The sequence below is a fragment of the Shinella granuli genome (genome assembly GCF_004341885.1).
Taxonomy (GTDB): Bacteria; Pseudomonadota; Alphaproteobacteria; order Rhizobiales; family Rhizobiaceae; genus Shinella; species Shinella granuli.
The window spans coordinates 160,251-183,592 of record NZ_SLVX01000010.1 but is presented as its reverse complement, the minus strand read 5'-3'; the positions used below and the strand labels follow the sequence as shown (position 1 = coordinate 183,592).

Here is a 23,342-nt window from a genome sequence, read left to right as displayed (position 1 = left end):
GCGTCGCGGTTCTCCATGCCGAGGTCGTAATATTCGAGGTCGATGTCCAGGTACGGATGGATCAGCTTGTCCTTGATGAACTGCCAGATGATGCGTGTCATCTCGTCGCCGTCGAGCTCGACGACCGGGTTGGCGACCTTGATCTTCGTCATTCCATGTTCTCCCCTGGGCAGCCTTTTGCCGCCCCTCTTCGGATTTCGGTTCAGCGCATGTCGCGCATATGGCCCTCGACGCTGCGCAGGTGCCGGCGCATCGCATCCGCCGCGCCAGCGCCGTCGCGGTTGGCGATCGCCTCGACGATGCGGGCGTGCTCCTCGAAGGAATGGTGGTCCGGCGGCGGACGGACGGGCGTGTCGCGCAGCCGCCCCCAGGTGACGGCGCGGCGCACCGCATTCAGCGTGTCGAGCAGGCCGAGCAGCAATGAGTTCTGCGAGGATTCGCCGATCAGGCGGTGCAGGCGGTTGTCCCACTGCTCGTAGAGCCGCCAGGTCGGCGCCTGCTGCGCTTTCATCATGGCGCTGCGCAATTCGGTGATCTGGCTGGGCGTGGCATTCAGCGCGGCGCAGCGCGCGACCTCCGGCTCGAAGGCAATGCGGGCGCCCATGACCTCCAGCGGGTTGGTCCGCTGTACCATCGCATTGATATCCGCGACCGTGTCGATCGGACGCTCGCCGGTGAACGTGCCCTTGCCGACATGGCGCCAGACCACGCCTTCCGCCTGCAAGGTCGCGAGCGCCTTGCGCAGCGCGCCGCGTCCGACATCCAGCGCTTCCGCAAGGTCGCGCTCCGGCGGCAGGCGCCCGCCATCGGGAAGCTGCGCCGTTGCGAGGAAGTCCCTGAGGCGGGAAAGCACAGCGCTGTCGGTGTTCTCTATCATGGCATCATCCGAACCAATTCAGGATTGGTTCGGTTATATTGAACATATAAGCGGCTGTCAATGCGGCAGGCACCATGCGTCCTGTCATAAATTTATAGGGAATAAAAACAGATATTTAAATCAATTAAGGAACGCAACTGGCCTGCACATCCCGCAGCGCAGCACGTTTAATTGGTTGACACAATGTTCGTTTAATGAAGAATTGGTTTCAATTGGGTTGAGGAAAACCCGATTTTGGGAGGAAGAAAGATGAACATGCTTGCCAGACGAATGAGGGCGTCTGCGGTCGCCGCCGCACTTTGCCTTTCTGCCGCAGTGCCCGGGTTGGCCTTCGCCGATCCGATGCGTATCGCCTTCGGCGATATCGCGACGGTCGAATCCCTCCATCTCCTCGCCGCGCTGGAACGCGCCAAGGAAAAGGGTGTCGACGTGCAGGTGACCTTCCTGAAAAGCGAGGACATCGCCGCGCAGGCCGTCGTCAGCGGCCAGGCCGATATCGGCATCGGCGGCCCCTATGCGCTGCTCCAGAAGGTGAAGGCGCCGATCCGCATCTTCCTGCAACTGTCCAAGCTGCAGTTCTATCCGGTGGTCAACACCGAGTTCTACAAGGAGTGGAAGGATCTGAACGGCCAGGAAGTCGCCGTGCATTCGCGCGGTTCCGGCACCGAGGCGATCATGCAGCTGATGGCCGACAAGAACGGCATCGCCTATTCCAACATCTCCTACGTGCCGGGTGCCGAGGTGCGCACGGGCGCCCTGCTCCAGGGCAACGTCAAGGCGACGATCGTCGACTCCTCCGGCAAGCGCATCCTGGAAAAGGAAGCGCCGGGCAAGTTCGCCTTCCTGCCGCTCGGCGAGGTGGCCGCCACCGACGAGGCGCTCTTTGCCAACACCGACTATCTCTCGAAGAACCAGAAGGACGTGGAAATCCTGGTCGAGAGCATCCTGACCACCTGGCGCGAGGTCGCGGCGGACCCGACGTCGGCCGTCGCGCTGCGGGAAAAATACAAGCTGCTGCCGGATGCGACGCCCGACATGGTCGCCGACATCGACCCGTACTTCGCGGAAGCCGCCCCCGCCCTTCCGCTCAACGGCGGCGGCGAGGATGCCGCAAAGGACGACTTCGACTTCTACACGATTTCCGGCGCGCTCGAAGGCAATGCCGCGGATCTCAAGGTCGAGGACTTCTGGGATCTCACGGCACTCAATGCGGTGCTCGCCAAAATCGGAACCAAATAATGCACATGGCCGCTACACCTCACAAGGTGAGCGCGACGGGAGGAGCCGGCAGCGGCTCCTCCACCATCGTCGAAACGCTCGCCGAATTCGCCCGGCGCCGGAAGTCCTTCTGGGTCGTGGTGTCGCTCGCAACGCTCTTCACCGCCTGGGAAATCGCCGGTCGCGTTCCGATCAGCTTCGCCTTCCCGACATTCCTTGAAACGCTCGCCGCACTCATCGAGATGGCGCTCGACGGCACGCTGCTGCCGGCCTATGCCATCACGTTCCAGCCGCTCGTCATCGGCGTCGCCGTTTCCGCGGTGCTCGGCATCGGGCTCGGCATCGCCATGGGCCTGTCCGACAAGGCGGAATGGCTTCTGGCGCCGGTCTTCATCGTGCTCCAGGCCGCCCCGATGGCCGCCCTCGTGCCGCTCGTCACCTTCGTCTACGGCATCGGCCTCGTCGCCAAGACGCTCGCCGTCATCATGCTGGCGCTGCCGGTGATCGTGCTCAATTCCTACAAGGCGGTGCGCCACGTCAACCCGTCGCTCGTCGACATGTGCCGCTCGTTCCAGGGCACGCGCCTGCAGCAGATCTCCAAGATCATCATTCCCGATGCGACACCGGTGCTGTTTGCCGGCCTGCGCCTCGGCATCGCCGCCGGTTTCATCGGCGTCATGCTCGCCGAGCTTCTGATCACGCCGACGGGGATCGGCGATCTCATCACCTACCACCGCTCGATCGCCAACTACGCGCACATGTATGCGGCCGTGGCTTCGATCATCGCCGTTTCGACGATCACGCTTGCGGCCCTGCAATATATCGAGGTCCGCTTCCTGCGTCCCGAAAAGAGGAGAAAGTGACATGGCCAATCCCATGCCGGCCCGCGCGGCCGACCAATCCGGAACCGCCACGTCCGACGCCATCGTCGAGGTGCGCGACATCTGCAAGCGCTACGGCGATATCGAGGCGCTGCGCGGCATCAACCTCGAATTCGAGCGCGGCAAGCTGACGACGCTGCTCGGCCCCTCCGGCTGCGGCAAGACCACGCTGCTCAAGATCATCGCCGGCCTCGTGCCCGCGACCTCCGGCCAGATCCGCATCAACGGCAAGGTCGTCACCGGGCCCGGTCCCGAACGCGCCTTCGTCTTCCAGGATTTCGCGCTGATGCCCTGGGCGACGGTGCTGCGCAATGTCGGCTTCGGTCTTGAGCTCAAGGGCGTGCCGCAGGCGGAGCGCCATCGCATCGCCAAGCACTATATCGGCGAAGTCGGCCTCTCCGGTTTCGAGGAAAAGTATCCGCACGAGCTTTCGGGCGGCATGCGCCAGCGCGTTGGCATCGCGCGCGCCTTCTCGGTCAATGCCGACGTGCTGCTGCTCGACGAACCCTTCTCGGCTGTCGACGAGCAGAACCGTCGAAAATTCCAGGAAGACCTGCTCCAGCTCGTCGAGAAGGAGCGCAAGACCTTCCTCTTCGTCACCCACTCGATCGAGGAGGCGGTCTATGTCTCCGACCGCATCGTGCTGCTTTCACCACGCCCCGGCCGCGTCTCCCAGATCATCGAACCCAATATCGACCGCTCCGCCGCACCGGACGTGATCCGGCGCGACAAGGGTTATCTCGATGTGGTCGAGGAGATCTGGCAGGGCCTCCGGCAATATGCGGAGTGACGCGCCATGAAACTCTTCGGCATCAAGATCCCCATGATGACCTCGCTCCTGTTCTGGGCGCTCGTCTGGGAAGTCGTCGGCAGGATGGACGTGATCTTCCTGATCCCCCCGATGAGCGCGATCGTCTCGGCCGGCTTCGACCTCGTCGCGACGAACTCCTGGCAGAACGCCTCGCTGGTGACGCTCCGGTCCTTCGTGGTCGGCATGGCGCTGGCGATCGGCGTCGGCGTGCCGCTCGGCATTGCCATGGGGCGGTTCAAGATCGTCGACAACATCTTCGGCCTGTGGGTCAACATGTTCGTCAGCGCGCCGCTGTCCGCCCTCGTGCCCGTGTTGATGATCCTCTTCGGCCTCGGCGAGACCACCGTCGTCGTGACCGTCTTCCTCTTCGCCGTCTGGATCATCGTGCTCGATGCCCGGGCCGGCGTCATGCAGGTGCCGCCCTCGCTCATCGAGATGGGGCGCTGCTACGGCGCCTCGCGGCTGACGATCTTCACCAAGATCATCCTGCTCTCCGCCCTTCCGGAGATCCTTGCGGGCATCCGCATCGGCCTCATCCGTGGGGTGAAGGGCGTGGTGATCGGCCAGATCCTCGTGTCCATCATCGGATACGGCGAACTCTTCGAGCTCTATTCCCGCTCGTTCGACATGGAGCGCTTCTGGGCTCTGACAATCATCCTCTTCGCGGCAGCCATGCTTCTGTCCGCGGGCGTGGAACTCTTTGAAAAACGCATCGAATATTACGCAGGAGCGCGATAATGAACGACATGTCCTCCATCAATGCCGCCTACGTCTTCAAGCCGGCAGCCGTCCCCACGCTTCCTGTCGTCGACAGCCAGGCACTCTTCCCGGTGCATCGCATCTACTGCGTCGGCCGCAACTTCGCCGACCACGCCATCGAGATGGGCCACGACCCGAACAAGGAACCGCCGTTCTTCTTCCAGAAGAACCCCGACACGCTCGTCCTGCCCGGCACCGATTTCCCCTATCCGGCCGAGACCAGGGACGTGCACCATGAGGTCGAGCTCGTCGTGGCGCTGAAGAGCGGCGGCGACAACATCCCCCTCGATCAGGCGCTCGACTGCGTCTACGGCTATGCCGTCGGCCTCGACATGACCCGGCGCGACCTGCAGGGCGAAGCCAAGAAGCTCGGCCGCCCGTGGGAAACCGGCAAGGCCTTCGAGAACTCCGCACCCTGCGGTCCGCTTCATCCGGTCGCCAAGGTCGGCCACCCGACGGAAGGCGCGATCTGGCTCAAGGTCAATGGCGAAGTCCGCCAGAACGGCGATCTCAACCAGATGATCTGGAAGGTGCCGGAAATGATCGCCTATCTCTCGCGCCTCTTCACGCTGCAGCCCGGCGACCTGATCTTCGCCGGCACGCCGGCCGGCGTCGGCGCGATCGTCAAGGGCGACGAGATGGTCGCCCATGTCGACGGTGTCGACGAAGTGTCCTTCAAGGTCGCCTGAAAGACCGGCGGCGCGCTCCGGCGCGCCGTCCCGCCCCACCCAAGCTCCCCTCGATCGGAAGAACGACGATGCCGGTTTCGCTGACCGTTATGACGACATTCGCCCTGGTTCTCGGCCTTGTCGGCTGCGTCTCGGGCTTCCTTGCCGGCCTGCTCGGCGTTGGCGGCGGCATCATCGTCGTGCCGGTGCTCTACCATGTGCTCGCCTTCTTCGAGGTCGATCCGGCGCTGCGCGCCCACATCGCGGTCGGCACGTCGCTTGCAACGATCATCCCCACGTCCTTCCAGTCGATCCGGGCTCACCGGGCACGCGGTGCAGTGGATACGGACCTTCTGAAGCTCTGGGGACCGTTCGTCGCCGTGGGCGTGATGATCGGCGTCCTGATCGCCGCCTATGCGCCGGGGGAAACGCTGACGGCGATCTTCGGTTTCGTCGCGGCCATCGTCGCCGCCTACATGCTCTTCACCCGGGAAGGCTGGCATCCGATCGGTTCGCTGCCGGCAAAACCCGGCCAGGCGGCGATGGCCACCGGCATCGGCACGATCTCCACGCTGATGGGCATCGGCGGCGGCACGCTCACCGTGCCGACCTTGAGCGTCTGCAGCTATCCGGTCCGCCGCGCCGTCGGCACGGCATCGGTGATCGGCCTCATCATCGCCCTGCCCGGCACGCTCGGCTACATCGTCAACGGCTGGGGCAAGGAAGGCCTGCCCGTCTATTCCCTCGGCTACGTCAACATCGCCGGCATGGTGGCGATCATGCTGACGAGCATGTGGTTCGCCCCGCTCGGAGCCAGAACCGCCCACACGATCGAGCCCGGCACCTTGCGCAAGCTGTTCGGCATTTTTCTGGCGCTCACATCGGCCAAGATGATCGCAGACCTGGTGCCCTTCGGCGCATTCGCGAACTGACAGAAGTCAGCAATCGCGCATCCGGCGCGACCCCGGACGGCATTTTTCACTCTGGCCTAGAATAGATTCCAGCGGCCGTTCAAATCCCGGACATTGAAGGGATATGACCCCTTGACACGGGCGCCGTATCTACGTGGGTCGCAGATAAAGGATCAGCGCTTTCGCTGAGTATCACGGAAAACTCCGACAACTGAAAATGCGGCCTCGCTGGCGCTCAGCTATCTCCTCCACACCGTCGAGACGCCAACTCCGCTTGTGCTGTGTTGGGAGTGGACGTCGCCAACTGCCTTCTGAACCTTCGCCCATAGAACAGCCTCGATTGGTATCGAGTTGAAATTCTGGCAGCGGGAGAGCCGGTGATGTGGGGCAGAGCCGGGCTTGATTTCGATTGCGGCTGAGAGGGCTTTTTCGCCTCACCAGATCTGTGGCAATGGCCCGGGATGGGGCGCCCCGGAGACCCACAATCCGGTGGCTTTTCACCGCGGGCGCGGCCTGATCGCTTGAGAGTTCCTGATCCGGGGCCTGATCGTGAACACGCGAATTGGGTTCCCGTCCCCAGCCTCCACTTCTCCACTCGTGGCTTCAGATGGCGATCGCACCACGCGCAATTCGACACATTTTGACAAATGACGAATGGTGACCATCGTTTGTTAATTTCATATATTGACATTTGTCGACATAGAAACGTATTTTGTAAAAATGCGATGGGAGAGCATCGTTCGAAATGCCGGGAGGAATGCATGCAGCCACTTCTGAAAGTGGAGGGATTGAAAAAATCCTTCGGCGGCGTTGCCGCGCTTCGTGACGGCCGCTTCGAGCTGGAAGCCGGCTCGGTGCACGCGCTTTGCGGCGGCAACGGCGCCGGCAAGTCGACCTTCCTTTCCATCCTCATGGGCATCCACAAGCGCGACGGCGGCACGATCCTGCACCGCGGCAAGCCGGTCGAATTCAGCAGCCCGGCGGAAGCGCTCCGTTCCGGCATCGCCATCATCGAGCAGGAGCTGAGCCCGGTCCCGCACATGACGGTGGCCGAAAACATCTATCTCGGCCGCGAGCCCTCCACCCGCTTCGGCGGCATCGATTTCAAGACGATGAACCGCAACGCCCAGGCGCTGCTGGACCGCCTCGAATTCAGCATCTCCGCACGCGAATACATGATGAACCTCTCGGTCGCGCAGATGCAGCTGGTCGAGATCGCCAAGGCACTGAGCCACGAAGCCGACGTCATCTTCATGGACGAGCCGACCTCGGCGATCGGCGAGAAGGAGGCCCAGCACCTCTTCTCCGCCATCAAGCGCCTGAAGGCCGAGGGCAAGGGCATCGTCTACGTCTCGCACCGGCTCTCGGAAATCTTCCAGATCGCCGACAGCTACACCGTCTTCCGCGACGGCGGCTTCGTCGGCGCGGGCAAGCTTGCCGACATCGACCGCCCCGGTCTCATCCGCATGATCGTCGGCCGCGAGCTCGGCGAGGAATATATCAAGACCAACACGCCGACCGAGACCGCCGGCCTCGAAGTCTCCGGCCTTTCCGCACCCGGCAAGATCGAGGACATTTCCTTCACCGCGCGCAAGGGCGAGATCTTCGGCATCTACGGCCTGATGGGCTCGGGCCGCACGGAAATCTTCAATTGCCTCTTCGGCATGGACCGCCCGTCATCCGGCGCGATCCGCCTTGACGGCCAGGCCGTCAGCATCCGCCAGCCCTCCGACGCCATGGCCGAGGGCATCGCCTTCGTCACCGAGGACCGCAAGGTGACGGGTCTCAACCTGACGGACAGCGTGCGCAACAATATCTGCCTTGCCAGCCTGCCCGAAATGAGCCCGGCCTTCGTTATGCGCAGGAGCGAGGAGCAGTCGGCCAGCGCCGACATGATCGCCCGCTTCGCCATCAAGGCCGCGCGCGACACGATGCCGGTCTCCGGCCTTTCCGGCGGCAACCAGCAGAAGGTGGTGCTCGGCAAGTGGTTCCTGCGCCAGCCGCGAGTCCTGCTGCTCGACGAGCCGACCCGCGGCGTCGATGTCGGCGCCAAGCGCGAGATCTACCGCATCATCTGCGATTTTGCCGCAAGCGGCGGCACGGTCGTGATGATCTCCTCCGAAATCGACGAAATCCTGGGAATGTCCGACCGCATCCTCGTCATGCGGCAGGGACGATCCGCCGGCATTCACGGCCGGCAGGAAACGGATGCCCAGTCCCTCGTGCACCTGTCGACCTGACCGGAACGAGACCCGACCGACGCATCCAACCCCGCATGGCAAGAGGTGACACCGTGACCAGTATCGAGAACAAGACCGCCAGCAGTTGGCTGAATTCCGATCGCCGCCGGCTGATCGTGCAGGAATACGGCATCTTCCTCGCCTTCCTGCTGCTCGTCGCCATCCTCTCGGTGTCCAACGAATTCTTCCTGACGCCCGGCAACATTTCCAACGTGCTGCTGCAGACGTCGATCAACGGCGTGCTCGCCATCGGCATGACCTTCGTCATCCTGACCCGCGGCATCGACCTTTCGGTCGGCTCGGTCGTCGCGCTGGCCGGCATGGTGAGCGCCAGCTTCGTGACCAGTTCGGCAACGGCCGGCATTGCCGGCGCGCCCTACCCGATGGTGGTGGCGCTCGCCGCCGGCATCCTCGTCGGCGTCGGCTGCGGCGCGCTGGTCGGCCTCATCGTCTCGCGCTTTTCCGTGCCCGCCTTCGTGGCGACGCTCGGCATGCTCTCGGCCGCCCGCGGCGCGACCCTCATCTATGGCGGCGGCAAGCCGGTGCCGGCGCTCTCCCCGGAATTCCGCTGGATCGGCACGGGCAACATCCTCGGCATTCCGATGCCGGTCATCCTGCTCGCCGCGGTCTTCCTCGTCTCCTGGTGGGTGCTGACCCGCACGCGCTTCGGCCGCTACATCTATGCCGTCGGCGGCAACCCGCATGCGGCCAAGACCTCCGGCCTTAACGTCACGCGCATCCGCTTCATGGTCTATGTGATCTCGGGCGCGCTGTCGGGCCTTGCCGGCATGATCCTCTCGGCGCGCACGGGTTCCGCCCTGCCGCAGGCCGGCATCGCCTACGAACTCGACGCCATCGCGGCGGTCGTCATCGGCGGCACCTCGCTTTCGGGCGGCGTCGGCCGGGTGACGGGAACACTGATCGGTGCGCTCATCATCGGCGTCATGAACAACGGCCTCGATCTGATGGGCATCCAGTCCTACTACCAGCAGGTCCTCAAGGGCGCCCTCATCGTCGGCGCCGTCATGCTCGACCAGAAGCGAAACCAGGGCGTCTAGCCCGACAGGAACCGGGCGTCTTCCCGCGCCCGTGGACGAAACGGCACGCCGAAGTGCGGCCGGAATTCTCAAAGGAGGAGAAAGACATGAAGAAACTGATGATCGCGCTCGCCTCGGCGACCGCCCTGCTCGCCTCGTCCGCCCTGGCCCAGGAGAAGCTGAAGATCGGCGCGGCCCCCTACGGCCTTAACGCGGAATTCATGCAGATCTGGTCCGCCGCGCTCGAAGAGCACCCCGCCGTCAAGAGCGGCGAAGTCCAGCTCACCGTCTTCGACGGCCGCTATGACGCGCTGGTCCAGCAGGAGCAGTTCAACACGATGATCACGCAGAAGTTCAATGCGATCATCTTCGTGCCGATCGACATCGAAGCCGGCGCGACGGCCGTGCAGGCCGCCAGCGACGCCGGCATTCCGGTCGTCGGCTCCAACACCCGCGTGAACTCCGACCTGCTCGCCGCCTATGTCGGCTCCGACGACACGGTTTCCGGCTACATGGAAGCCAAGACCGTTCTCGACAAGATCGGCTGCAAGGGCAATGTCGTGATCATCGAGGGCCCGATCGGCCAGTCCGCGCAGATCTCGCGCCTGGAAGGCAACCAGAAGGCGCTCGCCGAGTGCCCGGACGTCAAGGTCCTCGAGCAACAGACCGCCAACTGGTCGCGCGCCGAAGCCCAGACGCTGATGGAGAACTGGCTGACCTCCCATCCCGGCCAGATCAACGGCGTCATCGGCCAGAACGACGAGATGGCGCTCGGCGCGATCGAGGCGATCAAGGCCGCGGGCCTGAAGACCGAGGATTTCGCGATCGCCGGCATCGACGGCGTCACCGACGCGCTGACCGCCGTCAAGGAAGGCACGATGACCTCGATCCTCCAGGACGCCCGCGCACAGGCCCAGGGTGCGCTGGATCTTGCGATCTTCCACGCCAGGAAGGGCGATTACAAGCCGCAGTCCGACATCTGGGCGCAGTATCCGGACATGCCGTTCAACGACGGCAAGGACAAGGAATACAATGTTCCGTGGACGCCGGTCACGGCCGAGAACGTCGACCAGCTCCTGGACTTGCGCAAGTAATACACGATCTGCGGGGCGGCTTCGCCGCCCCGTTCTCTTCAACATCCGAAAGCTGAACCGATGACCGACACACCTCCCAAGATCGACCTCAACTTCCCGCTCGACGGCAAGGTCGCGCTCGTCACCGGCGGCGCATCCGGCATCGGCGCGGCCATCGCCGCTGCCTTTGCGGCCAAGGGCGCGAAGGTCGCGGTCCTCGACATCAACGCCGATATCGCCAAGGCGAAGGCGGAGGAACTCGGCGGTGCGGCAAAGCCCTTCGTCTGCGACGTCTCCGACCCGGCCTCGGTGGAAAAAGCCGTCGCCGACGTGGTCGAAGCCTTCGGCGGCATCGATATCGCGGTCAACAGCGCCGGCATCGTCGCGCTGGCGCCCGCCGAAGACCTGACGCTTTCCCAGTGGGACAAGACGATCGACATCAATCTCAAGGGCAGCTTCCTCGTCACCCAGGCGGTCGGCCGCCGCATGATCGCTAGCGGCAAGGGCGGCAAGATCGTCAACCTCGCCTCGCAGGCCGGTACGGTGGCGATCGAGGAGCATGTCGCCTATTGCGCCTCCAAGTTCGGCGTCATCGGCATGTCCAAGACCTTCGCCGCCGAATGGGGCAAACACGGCATCACCGTCAACACGATCTCGCCCACCATCGTGCTCACCGAACTCGGCAAGAAGGCCTGGGCCGGAGAGAAGGGCGAAGCCGCCAAGAAGCGCATCCCGACCGGCCGTTTCGCCTTCCCGGAAGAGATCGCCGCCGCCGCCGTGTTCCTGGCCTCGCCGGGCGCCGACATGATCAATGGCGCGGACCTTCTGATCGACGGCGGCTACACCATTCTTTGAGCCCGGACCGGCTCTCGCAATTCTCAAGGAGTTACCATGCAGCGTTTCATCAACGACCCGGACCTGGTGGTCGAGGATACCGTGAAGGGCTTCGTGAAGGCGCATTCGGATATCGTGCGCCTTGCGGAAAACCCGCGCGTCGTCGTCGCCAGGGAGGCCCCCTTTGCCGGCAAGGTCGGCGTGGTGACGGGCGGCGGCTCGGGCCATGAGCCCGCCTTCATCGGCTATACCGGCAGGAACATGCTCGACGCCGTCGCCGTCGGCGAGCTCTTCTCCTCGCCCACCGCCAAGAGCTTCCACGACGCCATCCGTGAAGCCAACGGCGGCAAGGGCGTCGTCGTGCTCTACGGCAACTATGCCGGGGACAACATGAACGTGAAGATGGCGACGAAGCTCGCCGCCAAGGACGGGATCGAGGTCGCGACCGTCGTTGCCAATGACGACGTCTGCTCGGCCCCGATCGAGGAACGCGAGAAGCGCCGCGGCGTCGCCGGCGAGATCTTCATGTGGAAGATCGGCGGCGCGAAGGCCGCGACCGGCGCCAGCCTCGAAGAAGTCCGCGCCGCCGCGCAGAAGGCGATCGACAACTGCCGCTCGATCGGCGTCGGCCTCGGCCCCTGCACGCTGCCGGCCGTCGGCCATCCGAACTTCAAGATCGAGCCGGGCACGATGGAAGTCGGCATCGGCCATCACGGCGAGCCGGGCGTGCGCGTCGAGACGCTGAAGACGGCTGAGGAGGTCGCCAGGGACATGGTGAAGATCGTGCTCGACGATCACGATCTTCCCGAAGGCACCGAAGTCGCCGTGCTGGTCTCGGGCCTCGGCGCGACGCCGCTCAACGAGCTCTACATCCTCAACGACACGATCGAGAGCGAGATCTCGGCGCGTGGCCTGAAGATCCGCAAAACCTGGATCGGCAACTACTTCACCTCGCTGGAAATGGTCGGTGCGACGCTGACCGTCATGGCGCTCGACGACGACCTGAAGACGCTGCTCGATGTCGAGACGCGTTGCACGATCATCCTGTGACGGGAGGAAGACCCATGCAGACTTTCGACAATGCGTCCTGCGGCGCGATCGTCCTCTCGATGGCCGAGCGGATCGTCGAGAACCGGGCCTATCTCAGCGAGATCGACGGCAAGATCGGCGATGGCGACCACGGAGTGAACATGGCCAAGGGCTTCGGCATGGCCGCCGAGCGGCTGAAGGGCAAGAATGCGCCGCTCGCCGAATCCCTCGATACGCTCGGCACCGTGCTGATGACGGAGATCGGCGGCTCGATGGGCCCGCTCTACGGCGTCATGTTCACGGAATTCGCCGAGACGATCCAAGGCGTGGAGAAGATCGACGCAGCCGCCTACAGCAAAATGCTGCATGCCGGCCTTTCCGGCATCCAGTCGATCGGTTCGGCCAAGGTCGGTGACAAGACGCTGCTCGACACCTTCGTGCCCGCCGTCGAGGCCTTCGACAAGGCGACGGCGGAGGGAAAATCCTTCGGCGAGGCGCTGGAAGTGCTGGTCACCGCCGCCGAGGCCGGCCGCGACTCGACGATCGACCTCGTCGCCAAGATCGGCCGCGCCAGCCGGCTCGGCGAACGCTCGCTCGGCGTGCTCGATGCCGGCGCGACCTCCTGCGCCATCATCCTCAAGGAATTGTCCGAGGGCGCGCGCACCCGGCTCGTCTGACGCCGGCCCAAGAGTTCCTCCCAGGATGCGCGGCCCGTCTATCGTGACGGGTCGCGCGCCGCTTTTTTGCCGAAGCATGTTGCAAACCGGCGGCGTTGCTTTCATGGTCGCCGCCTGAAGGGGGACCGGCGAAACCGATGGCATTGAAGACTTCCTCGCCGCGCAAGGGCGGCATCAGCCGGGCGAACGGGCCGGAGGGCCTCGATTCGATCCCGCTGCGCTATGGCGACGATCCCTATGTCTGGGCCTGCTGGCTCTACTATGAAGACGGCATGACGCAGGGCGAGATCGCCGAGGCGATGGGCGTCTCGCGCGCCACCGTCAACAGCTACCTCGCCGACGCCCGCGAAAAGGGTATCGTCAACATCTCCATCGAGCCCGCCCGCCTCGCCTCGCTCACCATCGCGCAGGAGCTGAAGCGCCATTTCGGCCTCGCCGATTGTCTCGTCGTGCCGAACGACGACAACACGCGCCCGCTGATCGGCAGGCTGGGTGCTGCCGGCGCGCAGGCGCTTTCCAAGATGATCAAGTCCGGCGACACACTCGCCGTCGCCTGGGGCCGCACGGTCCTCTCCGTCGGCGAGCATCTGGACATGGCCCCGTTGCAGGATGTCACCGTCGTCCAGGCGACCGGCGGCACGACCGCCAGCTTCGCCTATACGCCGGAGCTGACGACGGCCGCCGTCGCCCGCGCCATCTCCGCCCGCTGCGTCAACATCACCGCCCCCGCCATCGTCGCCTCCGCGCAGATGCACGACATGCTGCTGGCCGAGCCGCTGATCCGCGAACAGTTCGACACGCTTTCCCGCGCCAACCGCATCGTCTTCGGCATTTCCTCCCTCCGTCCCAATTCGACGATCCACACCAGCGGCTTCTTCGAATCCGTGCCTTTGCAGCATTATCTCGCAAAGGGCGCCGCCGGCGTGCTTGCCGGGCGTTTCATCGACGAGCGCGGCCGCCACATCGCCGGTCCCCTCGATGATCGTACGATCGGTATCTCGCTGGAGATGCTGCGTGGCATCGGCACCCGCGTCGCCGTCGCGGGCGGTTTCGACAAGGTGCCGGCTTTGCTGGCGGCGCTGCGTGGGGGCTATGTCAACGTGCTGGTGACGGACGCGGCGACCGGCGCCGGTATCCTGCGCGCCGATGGCGTGACGAGCCTCGACGGCAAGCTCTCTCAGCGCCAGAAGAGCACGCCCGTCGCCAACGCCTATCGCACCCACGTCAAGAAGTTCCTCAACAATCCCAATGATGTAGTCGAGGAGATGCTCGACGGACTGATCGCCGCGCACAAGCCCTATCTCCAGCCGATCGGCAATTCGCGCCGCGCGCTCGTCGCCCGCAACGGCCCGCGGCCCGGCAAGGTCGGCCTCGTCATCGGCGGCGGCACCGGGCACGAGCCCTGCTTCGTCGGCTATGTCGGCAAGGGACTGGCCGACGCGGTGGCGATCGGCAACATCTTTTCCTCCCCGCCGCCGGATCCGATCGCCAAATGCGCCGTAGCCGCCTCCGGCGGCGCGGGCGTGCTCTTCGTCTACGGCAACTATGCCGGCGATGTGATGAACTTCGAGATGGCCGCCGAACTGGTCGAGGAACAGGGCATTCCCATCCGCACCGTGCTGACCACCGACGATATCGTCTCCTCGCCGGTCGAAGACAAGGAAGGCCGGCGCGGCGTCGCCGGCAATTTCTTCGTCTTCAAGGTAGCGGGTGCGGCCTGCGACCGCGGCATGACGCTCGATGAATGCGAGGCCGTGACCCGCAAGGCGAATGACCGCACCTATACGGTGGGCGTCGCGCTCGAATCCTGCTCCATGCCGCAGACGCGGCGGCACAATTTCGAGATCGGTCCCGACGACATGGAGCTCGGCATGGGCATCCATGGCGAACCCGGGGTCTCGCGCGAGCGCATCCGCACCGCAGACGAGATCGTCGATACGATCATGGACAACATATTCAAGGAGATGAAGGCCGAGCCCGGGGATCGGGTGGCGGTTCTCGTCAACTCCTTCGGCGCAACGCCGCTGATGGAACTCTACATCCTGTTCCGCCGGGTGGAGCAGCGGCTGTCCGCCAAGAACATCACGATCGAGGCCAACTGGGTCGGGCACTATTGCACCTCGCTCGACATGGTGGGGGCCTCCATCTCGATCCTGCATCTCGACCGCCAGCTCACCGACCTGCTGCACCATCCGTGCCAGACGGCGATCCTGAGCATCAATGCGCCTGAAACGGACGGAGCCGCGCGAGGCTGAGGCCGCCTGCGCTCAAGGGGAGGAAGACATGTCGGAAACTGCGACGCGAGTGCTTGCCCGGATGTTCGAACGGATGTCCGAGGTGATCGAGACGGAAAAGGATCACCTGTCCGAACTCGACGGCGCCATCGGCGATGGCGACCACGGCATCACCATGTCGATCGGCTTCAAGGCGGTGAACGCCGCCCTCTCCACGCTCGATCTCGATACCGCGAGCCCGTCCGACGTGCTGTCGACGGCCGCGTCCGGTTTCCTCAACGCCGTCGGCGCTTCCACCGGGCCGCTTTATGCGACGGGCTTCCGGCGCGCCGCACAAGCGCTCGCGGACCGTGATCAGCTCGATCTTGCCGCCTGCCGAGACATGCTGGGCGCCATTTCCGAGGGTATCCGCGACCGCGGAAAGGCGCAGCGCGGCGACAAGACCATGCTCGACGTCTGGTTGCCGGCCGCCGAGGCTGCCACGGCAGGAGTTGCCAGCAATCTTTCAAAACCGGATTTCTGGAAGGCCGTGGAAAACGCCGCTGAAAACGGCGCGGCCGCCACTGCCACGATGATCGCCACCAAGGGCCGCGCCGCACGCCTGCGTGAGCGCTCGCTTGGCCATGCCGATCCCGGCGCGGTGTCCGCCGCCGCACTCATCAAGGCTATCGCCGGAGCATCCTGCACCCAGGCAGAATAGCCTGAATGCAGGATGCTCTGGATTCAAACATGCAGAGCGTTCTTGGCGCGTCCACCGCCAATCCGTTTGGCCCTTTGGACCGATCAGGCAGCAAGCAGACGAACGGCGCTCGCATGAAGTGCCGCATCGCCGGCCGCGACGACACAGCCCTTCCAGCTCAGATCGAGCGGGCCGCCCTGCCAGTCGGTGACGATTCCGCCCGCGCCTTCGATGATGGCGGTGGGGGCGAAGAGGTCGTAGGCGTCGAACCCGGCGTCGACGGCAAGGTCCGTGCGTCCGCGCGCAAGGCAGGCATAGCTGTAGCAACTGCCGCCGTACTGGGTGAACTGCACCGCACCGTCGAGACGCGCGAAGGGCGCGCGGTCGGCTTCGGGAATGAAGCGGGGGTTCGATGAGGTCATATAGGCATCCGAAAGAGCCGTGCCCTTGCGGCAGCGGACCGGCTTGCCATTGTGCCAGGCGCCTTTGCCGGAAATGCCGGTGAAGCGTTCGCCCGTCGCCGGCAGGTCGATGACGCCGAGCAGCGGCTTGCCGCCGCGCGCCAGCGAGATCAGCGTGCCATAGACCGGAATGCCCGCGACCCAGGCCGCCGTGCCGTCGATCGGGTCGAGCACCCAGACGAATTCGGCATCAAGCCGCTCGCTGCCATATTCCTCGCCCATGATGCCATGATCGGGGAAGGTGGCGTGGATCCGCTCGCGAAGGCGTGCCTCCACGGCGCGATCGGTGGCGGTGACGAAGCTCGCATCCTGTTTCAGGTTGACGCGGGGCGCCTCTTCGGCGGCGGCCAGGAGCAGAGCGCGGGAGTCGTTGGCGATCTCCTGGGCGAAGGCGAAAAAGGTTTCGGTACGATCGGTCATGGCTCTCTCAATGCGCAAGGATCTGTCCGAGGAAGGTGCGGGCACGCTCGGATTTCGGGGCTGCGAAGAATTCGGCCGGGGTGGAGACCTCGACGATCTCGCCCTGGTCCATGAAGACGATGCGGTCGGCGACCGAGCGGGCAAAGCCCATCTCGTGCGTCACGCAGACCATCGTCATGCCCTCGCGGGCAAGGTCGGTCATCACGTCGAGCACTTCGGAGATCATCTCCGGGTCGAGCGCGGAGGTGGGTTCGTCGAAGAGCATCACCTCCGGGTTCATGCACAGCGCCCGGGCAATGGCGACGCGCTGCTGCTGGCCGCCCGAAAGCTGGGAAGGATATTTGCTCGCCTGGTCGGGGATGCGCACGCGGGTGAGGTATTTCATGGCGATCGCCTCGGCCTCCCCCGTCGCCATCTTGCGCACCAGCCGCGGCGCGAGCGTCAGGTTCTCCAGCACGGTCATGTGCGGGAAGAGGTTGAAGCTCTGGAACACCATGCCGACCTCGCGGCGGACGAGATCGATCTTCTTCTCGTCATCGGTCAGCTCTTCCCCGCCCACGACGATGCGACCGCTGTCATGCTCTTCCAGCCGGTTGATGCAGCGGATCATGGTCGATTTCCCGGAGCCCGAGGGGCCGCAGACCACGACCTTCTCGCCCTTGGCGATCGTGAGATCGACATCCTTCAGCGCGTGATAGGTGCCGTAGAACTTGTTCATCTTTTCGAGGACAATGATATCGGCCATCAGGTCTTTCTCACATGGCGGTTCGCGTAGGTCTCGACCAGCGTGAAGCCAGTCTGGATGATCCAGACGAGCACGAGGTAGATGATCGTCGCGGCGATGAAGATCTCGTATGGGGCGAAGGTGTCGGCCACGATGGTGCGGGCAACGCCCGTCATTTCCATCAGCGTGACGGTGGAGGCGAGCGCGGTCGACTTCAGCATCGAGACGATCTCGTTGCTGTAGGCCGGAAGCGCCAGCCTGACGGCGAGGGGAGCAGTGATGCGGCTCGTGCGCTGGAACTTGCTGAGGCCGAGCGCCTTGCCCGCCTCGATGAGGCCCTTGTCGACGCCGAGCACGCCGCCGCGCAGGATTTCCGAGACATAGGCCGCCGTGTTGAGCGACAGCGCGATGACAGAGCACCAGTAGGGTTCGCGCAGGAGCGGCCAGAGCACGCTCTGCCTGATGAAGCCGAACTGCGGCAGGCCGTGATAGATGACGAAGAGCTGCACGAGCAGCGGCGTGCCGCGGAAGAAGTAGATATAGGCCTTGGCCGGCCAGACCAGCCAGGCCCGGCGCGAGAGCCGCATCAGCAGGATGCCGACGGCAAGGATCAGCCCGAACAGGGTCGAGACGGCGAGCAGGTTGAGCGTCAGCCCGAGGCCTTGCAGGATCTTCGGAAGACTGACGGCGATCAGCGAGAGGTCGAAGCTCATCGGGCACCTCTCAGGTGGCGGTTGGCGCGCTGCTCCAGCCAGCCGACGGCAAACGTGATCACCGTCGTCATCGCGAGGTAGATCAGGGCGACGGTCATGTAGAGCAGGAAGGGGCGGTGGATCAGCGAGTTCGCCATCTTGGCGACGAAGAGGATCTCTTCCAGCCCGATGATGGAGACGAGCGCCGTATCCTTCATGATGGAGAGCATGTGATTGCCGAAATTCGGCAGGGCGAGCCGCCACATCTGCGGCAGGCGCACATAGCGGAAGATCTGGTGGCGCTTGAGGCTGAGCGCCCGCGCGGCCTCGATCTGCCCCCGGTCGACGCCGAGGAAGGCGCCGCGGAAAGTCTCGGTCATATAGGCCCCGACGATCAGGCCGATCGCGATGGAGCCGGCCCAGAACGGCGGAAGATCGATGAATTTCACCGAGGGATCGAAGGCCTGCACGATCGAGGTGAGCGTGATGGCCATGCCGAAATAGAAGAGCAGCAGCACCAGGAGCTCCGGCGCGCCGCGGAACACCACCGTATAGGCCTGGGCGATGGCGCGCAGGATGCGGCTTTTGGAAAGCTTGGCCGAGGCGCCGAGCAGCCCGCAGGCGACGGCAATCACCAGGGCCACGGAAAAGACCTGCAACACCGTCATCAGGCCGAAGAAGAAGTCGTCCCACCAGCCGTCGAGAACCGACATGCCATACCTCCGTAATCTTCATGCGAGATCGGGCGCCGCGCCTGGCGCGACGCCCGGAGGTCATGCTTACTGGCCGACGCCCTTCCAGTTCGACGGATGGATGGAGAAGGGGAAGTATTGCAGGCTGTACTTTTCGAGCGAGCCGTCCTTGATCATCTCGTCCAGCGCCGTGTCGATCTTGGCGAGCAGCTCGTCATTGCCCTTGCGCAGGCCGACGCCCACACCCGGACCGAAATACTCGACTTCGTCGATCGGCGGCGAGACGAATTCGAAGCCGGCGCCGTTCTCCTTGCTGAGGAAGTCGAGATAAGCCTTCATCGGGTTGGTGATGGCGATGTCGATGCGGCCGTTCTGCAGGTCGAGCAGCATCGGCTGGGCGCCGTCATAAAGGGAGATCTCGGCGCCCGGCAGCTTGGCTTCCACCCATTTCGCATAGGTCGAGGCACGCTCCACGCCGAAGCGCAGGCCGTTGAAGGCATCCGGGATCGGATTGCCGGCCTCGTCGAACAGCTTGAGGCTCGCTTCCTTCGAACCGAGGATGCGGCCGACGGAAACGCGGTAGGGGATCGAGAAGTCGATCTTCTGCTTGCGTTCCTCGGTGATCGACATGGAGGCGACGATGAGGTCGAACTTGTTGGCAAGCAGCGACGGGATCATGCCGTCCCATTCCTGGCAGACATAGTCGAGATCGACGCCGATACGCTCGGCGATGCCCTTGGCGACGTCGACGTCGTAACCCGCCATCTCGCCCTCCGGCGTGCGGTAGTTGAAGGGCGCATAGGTGCATTCCATGCCGACGCGCAGCGTTTCGGCTTGGGCAGGCATGGCAACCGCCAAGCCGACGATTGCAGCAGACAACAGACCGGTCATGAATTTCATGGCATTCCCCTTCTTTGTTAGGTCAGTTCTTGCGACGGTCCTCACTCCGCCGATGGGGAACGATGCGCCGGGAGGAAGGGGGAGGAAATCCACCTAGGGGATGATGCCCGTCATCACCCTCGGGGAGGATGGAATGTGACGCGCGGTTGATCTAGCCCTGTCACATGCAGGCCAGAGGAGAGCCCCATGAAATATGTCCGCATGCCCATCGAGCTGGAATCGCCCGAACAGCTCGGCTACGACACGATCCGCTACAATCTCTCGGAAAGCTCCGTCGCCGACCGGCGCCTCGGCGAGCTGAACCTGAAGCTGGACGATATCCTCCTGTGCTATGGCGACCATCGCGGCGCGCCGGACCTGCGCGGCCTCATCGCCCGCACCGGTGAAGGCCTTTCGGCCGACGACGTGCTCGTGACCGCAGGCGCCGCGGGCGCGCTCTTCATCATCGCCACCTCCATGCTTCAGGCCGGCGACCACATCGTCGTTGTGCGCCCGAACTATGCGACGAACCTCGAAACGCCGCGCACCATCGGCGCGGACATGAGCATCGTCGACCTCACCTTCGAGACCGGCTACCGGCTCGACCTCGAGGCCATCGAAGCGGCAATCCGGCCCGAGACCAGATATGTCTCCGTCACCTATCCGCACAATCCGACCGGCGTGATGATCTGCGAGGACGAGATGAAGGCGCTGGTTGCACTGGTCGAGCGCAAGGGCACGTGCCTCCTCTTCGACGAGACCTATCGCGAGATGACCTCGGGGCCGATGCTGCCGGTCGCCGCAAGCCTGTCGGACCGGGTGATCAGTGTCTCCTCGCTCTCCAAGACCTACGGCATTCCCGGCATCCGCATCGGCTGGCTGATCACGCGCGATGCCGCGCTCATGGAAACCTTCCTTGCCGCCCGCGAGCAGATCGGCATTTCCGGCAGCACGGTGGATGAATACATCGCCTATGTCGCGCTCAGCCAGCGCGACGAATGGCTCGCCTTCAACAATGCCCGCATCGCCAGCGCCTTTGCCATCGTCAAGGACTGGATCGCTTCCGAACCGCTTGTCGAATGGATCGAACCGTCGGGCGGCTGCGTCTGTTTCCCGCGCATCGTGCCCTCGGCCGATGTCGATCTCGCCGGCTTCCACGAAAGCCTCTACAGCCGTCACCAGGCCTATGTCGGCCGCGGCAGCTGGTTCGAGCAGGACGACCGGCATTTCCGCATCGGCTATGCCTGGCCGACCGAGGACGAGCTGCGCAAGGGCCTTGCCGCCATCTCCGCCGCGATCCGCGACAACCTGAAGGGTTGAAAGGAAAGGAGGGGGGCGAGCCCGGTTCGTCCCCTCGCCTCACAGATTGAGGCTGCGCAGGAATGTCGAAAACAGTTCCTGCTGCGTGGACAGATTGAGCTTTGCATAAAGCTTCTGCCGGTGGGTCTTCACCGTCGCGATCGAAATACCGAGGTGATAGCTGATCGACTCGCTGGAATGGCCCTTCAGGATGAGAAGGGCCACTTCCCGTTCCCGGGGGCTCAGGAGATCGCGGCCGAAATCGCTGAAAAGATGATCGATGGGGCGCGCCTGCGGGGTATTCTCGCTGCGTGAAAGATGCGCCCAGAGCCGGCGGAAGATCGCGGCGATCATCGGATGCGCCTCGCGCAACCGGGCGATCGAGGCCTCGTCGAAACCGCCCTCGCTGCGGATGCGCGACAGGCTGATCTCCGCCATCTCCCCGCCCGGCAGGTCCATGGCGATCAGCAGCTCCTCCATGCCCTCCGGCCAGCCATGCGTGCGGTAGCCCAGCTCCTCGTCCTCGTGGCGACGGATGTCGAGGCCGCGGTAGAGATCGGAATCGAGATATTGATCGGGCGCCAGATCGCGCATCAGGTAAATGCCGGCCGGCAGGCCGGCGAGATAAGCATTGTAGAAGGGATTGAGCAGGTAGGTGCCGGCAATGAAAAGCTGCACCGCGCGCTTGGCCCGTGGCCCGGAGAACGTGTCGAACACATAGCTCGGGCCGCCGTTCTTGCGATGAACCACCGACAATGCCACATGGAACCGCGCGACCGAACCGATGGCCGCCAGAAGCGCCGAAACGCTATCGGGCTGGTCGTAGCGGTCGAGCGCATGCGCGAAAGGCGCGATCCAACTGGCGGCGACGGTTTCTGTCATGGGGCCATCTGCAAGATTCCCAAGGAAAACGGTTACTTCTACGCCTTACGACACCCCGTCCTAAGCGACAAGCTTGTCGATTGCCGCAAGCGTGCGCTCGATCTCCTCGGCGCAGTTGTAATGGGCGATGCCGATGCGGACCACCCCTTCCTCCTCGGAAAGGCCGAGATGACGGGCCGGCTCCAGCGCGTAGTTGTGGCCGGACCAGACATTGATGTCCTCGGCCGCCAGCGCCTCGGCAAAGCGATGGGTCGAAACACGCTCATGCGTGAAGGAGATCGTCGGCACGCGATGGGCGAAGAGATTGGAATTGGCGATGCCGACCAGCCGGACGCCCGGCATGGCGGTCAGCCCGCCGATCAGCCGCCGCGTGAGACCGGCCTCATAGGCGTCGAAGGCCTGATAGGCGCCGGCCATCTTCTCGCGCCGCGTGCCGGTGTTGCCGGTCGCCTCGCCTGCCGAAGCCAGATAGTCGATCGTCGCCGTCAGGCCGGCCAGAAGTTCGGTCTGCGGCGTGCCGGTGCAGAAGCGGTCCGGAATGTCGTCGCTCTGGCAGCGCACGCGGTGCGGCGGCAGCGCGCGCAGCAGATCGCCGCGCCCCCACAGCACGCCGAGATGCGGGCCGAAGAACTTGTAGGACGAGCACACGAGGAAATCGCAGCCGATCGCCTGCACGTCGGGCAGGCGATGCGGCGCAAGCTGCACGGCGTCGATCCAGACGAGCGCGCCCGCCGCCCGCGCCATCGCCGTCAGCGCGGTGACGTCGTTGATGCTGCCGGTCATGTTGGAGGCGTAGTTGAGAGCGAGGAATTTCGTACGCGGCGTCAGAAGGGCTGCAAGATCATCAGGCTCGATGCGCCAGCTTTCCCTGTTGAACGGCAGCCACTTCACCACGAGACCGTATTCCTCGGCCATCGCAAGCCACGGCGAGACGTTGCCCTCATGGTCCATGCGGGTAACGATGATCTCGTCGCCCTGCGAAAAGGTCTTGCCGAGGACCCGGCCCATCTGGAAGGCCAGCGTCGTCATGTTCGGGCCGATGACGACCTCCTGCCAGGACCGGGCATTGACGAATTCCGCCGCCGCCTCATGCGCCAGGCGCCAGGTGGCATCCGCCCGCTGCGAGGCGGCAAATCGTCCGCCGAGATTGGAAGAGGCCGTCGCCATCGCCTCCGCCACGGCCGCGATGACCGTTTGCGGAACCAGTGTTCCCGCCGGATTGTCGAGATAGGCCGTGCGGGAATTTTCCAGAGCAGGGAAAGAGGCGCGGATCAGGTCGATCGGATAGGCAGTCATGGGCGGCACCCTTTGCAGAACGCTGTGTTGTCGTCCCTGTGTGCCGTTTTCCGCCATGCCTCGCCATCC

The 23,342-nt window shown here is 64.4% G+C and carries 23 protein-coding genes and 1 pseudogene; 15 read left to right on the top strand and 9 right to left on the bottom strand.

Going from position 1 to position 23,342, the window contains the following annotated elements:
* Positions 1 to 152, bottom strand: a pseudogene (locus EV665_RS17505) (isocitrate/isopropylmalate family dehydrogenase); the annotation flags it as partial.
* Positions 153 to 202: 50 nt separating this feature from the next.
* A complete protein-coding gene (locus EV665_RS17500; protein ID WP_133035092.1) occupies positions 203 to 877 on the bottom strand; it encodes a FadR/GntR family transcriptional regulator in 675 nt (224 codons plus the stop codon).
* 342 nt (positions 878 to 1,219) lie between these two features.
* Here EV665_RS17500 and EV665_RS17495 point away from each other — a divergent pair, with 342 nt between their 5' ends.
* The 14 genes from EV665_RS17495 (at position 1,220) to dhaL (EV665_RS17430) (ending at position 15,949) form a co-directional block, all read left to right on the top strand.
* Complete coding sequence (locus EV665_RS17495) at positions 1,220 to 2,116, top strand: ABC transporter substrate-binding protein (RefSeq protein WP_245507749.1); 897 nt, start codon at positions 1,220 to 1,222, stop codon at positions 2,114 to 2,116.
* Positions 2,116 to 2,958, top strand: a complete 843-nt coding sequence (locus EV665_RS17490; RefSeq protein ID WP_133035091.1) for an ABC transporter permease — start codon at positions 2,116 to 2,118, stop codon at positions 2,956 to 2,958. The genes EV665_RS17495 and EV665_RS17490 overlap by 1 nt, the downstream gene beginning before the upstream one ends.
* Before the next feature lies 1 nt (position 2,959).
* Positions 2,960 to 3,766: an ABC transporter ATP-binding protein gene (locus EV665_RS17485; protein ID WP_064334153.1), complete on the top strand. Its 807-nt coding sequence runs from the start codon at positions 2,960 to 2,962 to the stop codon at positions 3,764 to 3,766.
* Between the two features lie 6 nt (positions 3,767 to 3,772).
* Positions 3,773 to 4,525, top strand: coding sequence for an ABC transporter permease (locus EV665_RS17480; protein ID WP_133035090.1), 753 nt, complete (start codon positions 3,773 to 3,775; stop codon positions 4,523 to 4,525).
* Positions 4,525 to 5,235 carry a fumarylacetoacetate hydrolase family protein gene (locus tag EV665_RS17475; protein ID WP_064334154.1) on the top strand — a complete coding sequence of 237 codons (711 nt, stop codon included), beginning with the start codon at positions 4,525 to 4,527 and terminating at the stop codon, positions 5,233 to 5,235. Before EV665_RS17480 ends, EV665_RS17475 begins: the two co-directional genes overlap by 1 nt.
* Before the next feature lie 68 nt (positions 5,236 to 5,303).
* Positions 5,304 to 6,146 (top strand): sulfite exporter TauE/SafE family protein, encoded by an 843-nt coding sequence (locus EV665_RS17470; protein ID WP_133035089.1) that lies wholly within the window; start codon positions 5,304 to 5,306, stop codon positions 6,144 to 6,146.
* Positions 6,147 to 6,886: 740 nt separating this feature from the next.
* Positions 6,887 to 8,365 (top strand): sugar ABC transporter ATP-binding protein, encoded by a 1,479-nt coding sequence (locus EV665_RS17465; RefSeq protein WP_133035088.1) that lies wholly within the window; start codon positions 6,887 to 6,889, stop codon positions 8,363 to 8,365.
* Positions 8,366 to 8,418: 53 nt separating this feature from the next.
* Positions 8,419 to 9,423 (top strand): ABC transporter permease, encoded by a 1,005-nt coding sequence (locus EV665_RS17460; protein ID WP_133035087.1) that lies wholly within the window; start codon positions 8,419 to 8,421, stop codon positions 9,421 to 9,423.
* 86 nt (positions 9,424 to 9,509) lie between these two features.
* Positions 9,510 to 10,496: a substrate-binding domain-containing protein gene (locus EV665_RS17455; RefSeq protein ID WP_133035086.1), complete on the top strand. Its 987-nt coding sequence runs from the start codon at positions 9,510 to 9,512 to the stop codon at positions 10,494 to 10,496.
* 60 nt (positions 10,497 to 10,556) lie between these two features.
* Complete coding sequence (locus EV665_RS17450) at positions 10,557 to 11,330, top strand: SDR family oxidoreductase (protein WP_133035085.1); 774 nt, start codon at positions 10,557 to 10,559, stop codon at positions 11,328 to 11,330.
* A gap of 36 nt (positions 11,331 to 11,366) precedes the next feature.
* Positions 11,367 to 12,359: a dihydroxyacetone kinase subunit DhaK gene (locus tag EV665_RS17445; protein ID WP_064334160.1), complete on the top strand. Its 993-nt coding sequence runs from the start codon at positions 11,367 to 11,369 to the stop codon at positions 12,357 to 12,359.
* A gap of 14 nt (positions 12,360 to 12,373) precedes the next feature.
* Entirely contained in the window at positions 12,374 to 13,015 is a 642-nt protein-coding gene (gene dhaL / locus EV665_RS17440; RefSeq protein WP_133035084.1) for a dihydroxyacetone kinase subunit DhaL, read from the top strand.
* 137 nt (positions 13,016 to 13,152) lie between these two features.
* Positions 13,153 to 15,270, top strand: a complete 2,118-nt coding sequence (locus EV665_RS17435) for a bifunctional sugar-binding transcriptional regulator/dihydroxyacetone kinase subunit DhaK (protein ID WP_133035083.1) — start codon at positions 13,153 to 13,155, stop codon at positions 15,268 to 15,270.
* Between the two features lie 28 nt (positions 15,271 to 15,298).
* Positions 15,299 to 15,949, top strand: a complete 651-nt coding sequence (gene dhaL, locus EV665_RS17430; protein ID WP_133035082.1) for a dihydroxyacetone kinase subunit DhaL — start codon at positions 15,299 to 15,301, stop codon at positions 15,947 to 15,949.
* 83 nt (positions 15,950 to 16,032) lie between these two features.
* Here dhaL (EV665_RS17430) and EV665_RS17425 read toward each other — a convergent pair whose 3' ends face one another.
* The 5 genes from EV665_RS17425 to EV665_RS17405 form a co-directional block, all read right to left on the bottom strand.
* Positions 16,033 to 16,809: an inositol monophosphatase family protein gene (locus EV665_RS17425; protein ID WP_064334163.1), complete on the bottom strand. Its 777-nt coding sequence runs from the start codon at positions 16,807 to 16,809 to the stop codon at positions 16,033 to 16,035.
* A gap of 7 nt (positions 16,810 to 16,816) precedes the next feature.
* Complete coding sequence (locus tag EV665_RS17420; RefSeq protein WP_133035081.1) at positions 16,817 to 17,554, bottom strand: amino acid ABC transporter ATP-binding protein; 738 nt, start codon at positions 17,552 to 17,554, stop codon at positions 16,817 to 16,819.
* Positions 17,554 to 18,246 (bottom strand): ABC transporter permease, encoded by a 693-nt coding sequence (locus EV665_RS17415; protein ID WP_133035080.1) that lies wholly within the window; start codon positions 18,244 to 18,246, stop codon positions 17,554 to 17,556. The genes EV665_RS17420 and EV665_RS17415 overlap by 1 nt, the downstream gene beginning before the upstream one ends.
* Positions 18,243 to 18,938 (bottom strand): ABC transporter permease, encoded by a 696-nt coding sequence (locus tag EV665_RS17410; protein ID WP_133035079.1) that lies wholly within the window; start codon positions 18,936 to 18,938, stop codon positions 18,243 to 18,245. Before EV665_RS17410 ends, EV665_RS17415 begins: the two co-directional genes overlap by 4 nt.
* Before the next feature lie 66 nt (positions 18,939 to 19,004).
* Positions 19,005 to 19,817, bottom strand: coding sequence for a transporter substrate-binding domain-containing protein (locus EV665_RS17405; RefSeq protein ID WP_133035078.1), 813 nt, complete (start codon positions 19,815 to 19,817; stop codon positions 19,005 to 19,007).
* Between the two features lie 186 nt (positions 19,818 to 20,003).
* On the opposite strand from EV665_RS17405, the gene EV665_RS17400 reads away from it, so the two are divergent.
* Entirely contained in the window at positions 20,004 to 21,116 is a 1,113-nt protein-coding gene (locus tag EV665_RS17400) for an aminotransferase class I/II-fold pyridoxal phosphate-dependent enzyme (protein ID WP_133035077.1), read from the top strand.
* A 39-nt stretch (positions 21,117 to 21,155) separates the two neighbouring features.
* Here EV665_RS17400 and EV665_RS17395 read toward each other — a convergent pair whose 3' ends face one another.
* Positions 21,156 to 21,977, bottom strand: coding sequence for a helix-turn-helix transcriptional regulator (locus EV665_RS17395; protein ID WP_064334169.1), 822 nt, complete (start codon positions 21,975 to 21,977; stop codon positions 21,156 to 21,158).
* A gap of 60 nt (positions 21,978 to 22,037) precedes the next feature.
* On the bottom strand, positions 22,038 to 23,273 hold the full coding sequence (locus tag EV665_RS17390; protein WP_133035076.1) for a cysteine desulfurase-like protein: 1,236 nt from the start codon (positions 23,271 to 23,273) through the stop codon (positions 22,038 to 22,040).
* Between the last annotated feature and the right edge of the window lie 69 nt (positions 23,274 to 23,342).

Bases quoted from the DNA above. Each gene is read 5' to 3' on its own strand.
- EV665_RS17500 (WP_133035092.1), bottom strand. From the start codon at position 877: ATGATAGAGAACACCGACAGCGCTGTGCTTTCCCGCCTCAGGGACTTC.
- EV665_RS17495 (WP_245507749.1), top strand. From the start codon at position 1,220: ATGCGTATCGCCTTCGGCGATATCGCGACGGTCGAATCCCTCCATCTC.
- EV665_RS17490 (WP_133035091.1), top strand. From the start codon at position 2,116: ATGCACATGGCCGCTACACCTCACAAGGTGAGCGCGACGGGAGGAGCC.
- EV665_RS17485 (WP_064334153.1), top strand. From the start codon at position 2,960: ATGGCCAATCCCATGCCGGCCCGCGCGGCCGACCAATCCGGAACCGCC.
- EV665_RS17480 (WP_133035090.1), top strand. From the start codon at position 3,773: ATGAAACTCTTCGGCATCAAGATCCCCATGATGACCTCGCTCCTGTTC.
- EV665_RS17475 (WP_064334154.1), top strand. From the start codon at position 4,525: ATGAACGACATGTCCTCCATCAATGCCGCCTACGTCTTCAAGCCGGCA.
- EV665_RS17470 (WP_133035089.1), top strand. From the start codon at position 5,304: ATGCCGGTTTCGCTGACCGTTATGACGACATTCGCCCTGGTTCTCGGC.
- EV665_RS17465 (WP_133035088.1), top strand. From the start codon at position 6,887: ATGCAGCCACTTCTGAAAGTGGAGGGATTGAAAAAATCCTTCGGCGGC.
- EV665_RS17455 (WP_133035086.1), top strand. From the start codon at position 9,510: ATGAAGAAACTGATGATCGCGCTCGCCTCGGCGACCGCCCTGCTCGCC.
- EV665_RS17450 (WP_133035085.1), top strand. From the start codon at position 10,557: ATGACCGACACACCTCCCAAGATCGACCTCAACTTCCCGCTCGACGGC.
- EV665_RS17445 (WP_064334160.1), top strand. From the start codon at position 11,367: ATGCAGCGTTTCATCAACGACCCGGACCTGGTGGTCGAGGATACCGTG.
- dhaL (WP_133035084.1), top strand. From the start codon at position 12,374: ATGCAGACTTTCGACAATGCGTCCTGCGGCGCGATCGTCCTCTCGATG.
- EV665_RS17435 (WP_133035083.1), top strand. From the start codon at position 13,153: ATGGCATTGAAGACTTCCTCGCCGCGCAAGGGCGGCATCAGCCGGGCG.
- dhaL (WP_133035082.1), top strand. From the start codon at position 15,299: ATGTCGGAAACTGCGACGCGAGTGCTTGCCCGGATGTTCGAACGGATG.
- EV665_RS17425 (WP_064334163.1), bottom strand. From the start codon at position 16,809: ATGACCGATCGTACCGAAACCTTTTTCGCCTTCGCCCAGGAGATCGCC.
- EV665_RS17420 (WP_133035081.1), bottom strand. From the start codon at position 17,554: ATGGCCGATATCATTGTCCTCGAAAAGATGAACAAGTTCTACGGCACC.
- EV665_RS17415 (WP_133035080.1), bottom strand. From the start codon at position 18,246: ATGAGCTTCGACCTCTCGCTGATCGCCGTCAGTCTTCCGAAGATCCTG.
- EV665_RS17410 (WP_133035079.1), bottom strand. From the start codon at position 18,938: ATGTCGGTTCTCGACGGCTGGTGGGACGACTTCTTCTTCGGCCTGATG.
- EV665_RS17405 (WP_133035078.1), bottom strand. From the start codon at position 19,817: ATGAAATTCATGACCGGTCTGTTGTCTGCTGCAATCGTCGGCTTGGCG.
- EV665_RS17400 (WP_133035077.1), top strand. From the start codon at position 20,004: ATGAAATATGTCCGCATGCCCATCGAGCTGGAATCGCCCGAACAGCTC.
- EV665_RS17395 (WP_064334169.1), bottom strand. From the start codon at position 21,977: ATGACAGAAACCGTCGCCGCCAGTTGGATCGCGCCTTTCGCGCATGCG.
- EV665_RS17390 (WP_133035076.1), bottom strand. From the start codon at position 23,273: ATGACTGCCTATCCGATCGACCTGATCCGCGCCTCTTTCCCTGCTCTG.